General features: G+C 44.3%; 5 protein-coding genes. 2 read left to right on the top strand and 3 right to left on the bottom strand.

Annotated features, from left to right (window positions below; genetic code table 11):
- From SFU91_05030 to gatC, 3 genes are all read right to left on the bottom strand, one after another.
- A partial coding sequence (locus tag SFU91_05030) for a HAMP domain-containing sensor histidine kinase (protein ID MDX2128382.1) occupies positions 1–1049 on the bottom strand: 1049 nt, incomplete at its 3' end.
- A 62-nt stretch (positions 1050–1111) separates the two neighbouring features.
- Positions 1112–1993 (bottom strand): tRNA pseudouridine(38-40) synthase TruA, encoded by an 882-nt coding sequence (truA, locus tag SFU91_05025; protein MDX2128381.1) that lies wholly within the window; start codon positions 1991–1993, stop codon positions 1112–1114.
- A 5-nt stretch (positions 1994–1998) separates the two neighbouring features.
- Positions 1999–2298, bottom strand: coding sequence for an Asp-tRNA(Asn)/Glu-tRNA(Gln) amidotransferase subunit GatC (gene gatC, locus SFU91_05020; protein ID MDX2128380.1), 300 nt, complete (start codon positions 2296–2298; stop codon positions 1999–2001).
- 107 nt (positions 2299–2405) lie between these two features.
- Between gatC and ispE the strand changes: the two genes are divergently transcribed.
- Together ispE and SFU91_05010 are read left to right on the top strand one after the other, a co-directional pair.
- Entirely contained in the window at positions 2406–3290 is an 885-nt protein-coding gene (gene ispE / locus SFU91_05015; protein ID MDX2128379.1) for a 4-(cytidine 5'-diphospho)-2-C-methyl-D-erythritol kinase, read from the top strand.
- A gap of 59 nt (positions 3291–3349) precedes the next feature.
- Positions 3350–3966 (top strand): retropepsin-like aspartic protease (locus SFU91_05010; protein ID MDX2128378.1); only part of this gene is annotated, 617 nt, incomplete at its 3' end.

The following is a 3966-nucleotide window of genomic DNA, read 5'->3' as shown; positions in this document are numbered from 1 at the left end:
TCTTTGGTACTGAATCCGGGGCGAAAGATGTAACGACGGTTTTTGGCTTCAATGCCTTTGCCGGTATCGGTGATGTCGAGAAAAACAAAATGCGTGTCGTAAGATAGCTTTGCGGTAATGGAACCTTCTTTTTGGTCGATGGCATCGATGGCATTTTTCACCAAGTTTTCGAGTACCCACTCCATCAATTCACGATTGAATAACGCTTTTGGCGAATCGCTCTCGCCGGGTTCCTCAGCAATCAGTTGAATATTTTTTCGCATTTGTGGGATGCGGTGACGAAAGTATTCAAAGACGGATTCGGTGAGTGAAAGTAAGTCTTCTGCTGTCAGCGTTCCTTTTGACCCGATTTTCGAAAAGCGTGTCGCGACTCGATTGAGCCGATGAATATCCGCTTGCATTTGAAAAAGAATTTGTGTTTGACGCTCCGGATTCTCAACACTTTCTTTCAGAAGCTCAACCCAACCCATTAAGGAGGAAATCGGCGTGCCCAATTGGTGTGCCGTTTCTTTGGCAAGCCCAACCCATATATTTGAAGTTTCGCTTTTTTTGAGATACATAAATCCAAAATAAGCAAGCAGGATAAAAAAGATGATGGCTGCCCCAGCTGCAAATGGCGCGATACGCAAAGCCACAACGAGCGAAGAATCGCCGTAATGGACATATTGTGTGAAGCCTTCTCCAAGTTTCACTTCGATGGGTTCATACCGCGAATCCATATCGGCAACCGTAGAACGGAGAATAACGGTTCGCCTTTCTTCGCTTAAAGATGAATCAAGATGAACATTTCGCCACGTAAGCGGTGCTCCCTCTGAATCGGTGAGGATGACGGGGAAATCGATATTCGAGACAATTTCTCCAAAGACAAACGAGAGTTCTTCGGTGTTTTCGGTTTCTGTAATGAGTTTAATGGATTTCACCCAAAGCCCAACTTCGCGCTTTTGCTTATCCTTGATTTTCTCAATCACAATTTGAGTAAAGTAGAAAACCGTCACGGCTCCAAGCACCAAGAAAAGGAGCAAAAACCCTTTGATGTAAGTACTGCGCATAAATATTGATTAAACCGAAAAGTACACATTTTTATAGGGATTGAATGAGGGCGATTTCAGCATCAACCTTGCATCATAAGTTCGTATGGGGCGTGGATCTCGCTTGGAAGTTCATCGCCATCGTAATAGGCAGTTTCGAAAAATAAGCCGGAAGGAGGCGAGGTTAGTTTTGCGACGAGTGGATTGGGTTGAAAAAGAAGATCTGCAACATGACTAGACTCAAGCTTCCCACGCCCGACTTCGGCGAGCACGCCCATCATGCGGCGAATTTGCTTCCATAAAAAATGTGAAGCGGTGAAACGCATCACGATCATCTCCCCAAACTCAGCAAATTGAATCGGCTGCATTTCTACGAGGGTTGAGCCGTCTTCAGGGTCACGGTCGGTGAAATGACGGAAATCGACACGCCCGATAAAATGCGATGAAGCATCGATCATTCGATCCAAGTCGAGCTCGTCTTTAATCCACCACACCAATTTTTTCCCGAAGGCAGTTCGGCGGCGGGAGATTTGAAAAAGATAACTTCGCGCAACGGCGCTGTGGCGCGCATGAAAAGTGATTGGGCAAGTCGATAGATTAAGGATGTTGATATCGGGCGGAAGCCGGTCGTTTAAGGCATAACGAAATTGAAGGAGTTCTTTAGGCAAACGCTGAATTATCTCTGATGAAATTGCCAAGTGAGCGACTTGGCCGAGGGCGTGAACACCGGCGTCAGTTCTTCCAGCACCGATGAATTCAAACCGCTCTGTTTCGAGACACTCAGAAATGGCATTCATTACTTCACCTTGAACCGTGGGCGCATGCGGCTGAACCTGCCAACCGCTAAATCTCGTTCCTTCGTATTCGATGAGGAGTTTGAATTTATGGGTGAAATGAGTTTCAGTGGCGCGCTTTGGAAATCGCTCTTTGGAACTAAGAGGGGAGAAATGATTTTTTGAACGCATCAAAGTTAAGACCCTTGTCCGCTAATCACTTTTGGCACTTTGAAAAAGCGATCTTGTGAATCCGGCGCATTCTTCAAAGCCTCTGAAGTGGGAAGTGAAGGCTGTGGAATATCATCTCTTAAAACATTAACCCGATCGCCAATCGTGATGAGGGGTTCAACATTGGTCGTATCAAGCTCATCAAGCTTTTCAACATACTTGAGAATGGAATTGAGTTCGTCTGTCATCGAAATTTCTTCGGTTTCACTCAGGGAGAGCCGTGCCAATTTGGCAATATGTCGTACATCGGATGGTGTTACAGCCATTGTTGATTTAAGAATTGACCTTGATTGTTTTAGAAAAGAATTCGTTAAGATACGCCAATCAATTGAAACGAAGTAACTTTGCAAATTCACAATTGAACCGTATTCAGATGACTCGCCAGATGTCTCGCTTAGTCGAAAAGGCCTACGCCAAAATTAATCTTGCGCTTTACATTACCGATCGGCTTCCTAACGGCTATCATACCCTTGAAACAATATTTTTGCCGATCGCTTGGCACGATACACTCACATTCGAACCTGCCGAAACACTCACGCTTAGTTGCAATAAGCCTGAACTTCCAACCGGAGAAGAGAATTTATGTATGAAAGCAGCACGGGTGCTTCAAAAAATGATGTCCGTTCAGAAAGGGTGTCATATTCATTTGCATAAAGAAGTGCCACACGGAGCCGGGCTTGGCGGTGGCAGCAGCGATGCCGCGGCAACACTTCGGGCGTTGAATCAACTTTGGGATCTTGAGCTTCCGGCGCAAAAACTGAAAGAGATTGCCATAACGCTGGGTGCTGATGTTCCCTATTTTCTTGCTTCACCCAAAGCAATGCGTGGGCAAGGCATTGGCGAGAAATTAGAACCATTGGACAATCAATTTCCTTTTGCCGTGTTGGTCGTTTTTCCAAAGGTTTTGGTTCCAACGGCTTGGGCCTATCAATCGCTGAAGCTCGAATTTCCTAAGCCCGCCCACGATACCAAACGCTTGTTTCAAACCTTGTGCGAAAGAAAACTTACAAACAACTTTCAGCATTTTGCGAATGATTTTGAACCCTCTGTGATTGCCGCTTATCCCGAAATTGGAATGATTAAAAAAAAGATGAAAGAATTAGGCGCAGCCCATACAATGATGTCAGGCAGTGGCTCGGCGGTTTTTGGGGTGTTTGAGCGAAATGAAGATGCAGAGAAAGCGGCACTTCAATTTGCAGGTCAATTTCCTCTCTCTGTAACCCCACGAGAATTTTACAACCAATTGAATCCCGTTTAAGGAGAAGAGAAAACAATCTCTTAATTTTCATAAGTACTTTAATAAAGCCTAATAATCTTATGAAAAATCGGAATCGCAAAGAGTATTGCCTCAAGTTATGGAGCTTCTTTCTTTTAATCACCTTAGGGTCAATTTCAGCATTTTCACAAAAGGTAGATTACAATCAAGGATCGGTTGTACAAACGAATTTTTATTCTGAGATGCCTTATGAATCGATAAATGGCAAGATTATTATAACCGCAGAATTAGGGGGGAAGAAACGGCGATTCCTCATCGATACCGGCTCGCTATGCGCAATCACTGAAGTGCTGCAAAGTGAAATGAAGTATCCAATACTTACCGAAAGCACGGTGCGCGATATCAATGAACAAAGTACTGTCTTGAAGTACATCGCGCTAGATAAATTTCAATTTGCCAATACCGAATTTAACCGTATCCCTGCTGTCGTATTCCCGCAAAATATATTATCAGATTGCTTTAAGATTGATGGCATACTGGGAAGCAATCTCTTCCGACTTGGGTTGCTCCAATTTAATTCTCAAAAAAAGACAATCATCTTTACCGGTGAGCGTTCCAAACTGAATCTTGAAGGAAAGCCAAAAGATGAACTTAAGCTCGATGAGCAAAGCGGCCCTCATATCCGCGTCGATCTTGCCAATGGAATTCAAGATGAAGC

This window comes from Chloroherpetonaceae bacterium, assembly GCA_033763895.1.
Classification (GTDB): domain Bacteria; phylum Bacteroidota; class Chlorobiia; order Chlorobiales; family Thermochlorobacteraceae; genus JANRJQ01.
The sequence above is the reverse complement of the archived record's forward strand: the minus strand, read 5'-3'. Positions and strand labels throughout refer to the sequence as shown.

Excerpts from the sequence above, each read along its gene's own strand:
- truA (MDX2128381.1), bottom strand. The coding sequence starts at position 1,993 with ATGCGTTCAAAAAATCATTTCTCCCCTCTTAGTTCCAAAGAGCGATTT.
- gatC (MDX2128380.1), bottom strand. The coding sequence starts at position 2,298 with ATGGCTGTAACACCATCCGATGTACGACATATTGCCAAATTGGCACGG.
- ispE (MDX2128379.1), top strand. The coding sequence starts at position 2,406 with ATGACTCGCCAGATGTCTCGCTTAGTCGAAAAGGCCTACGCCAAAATT.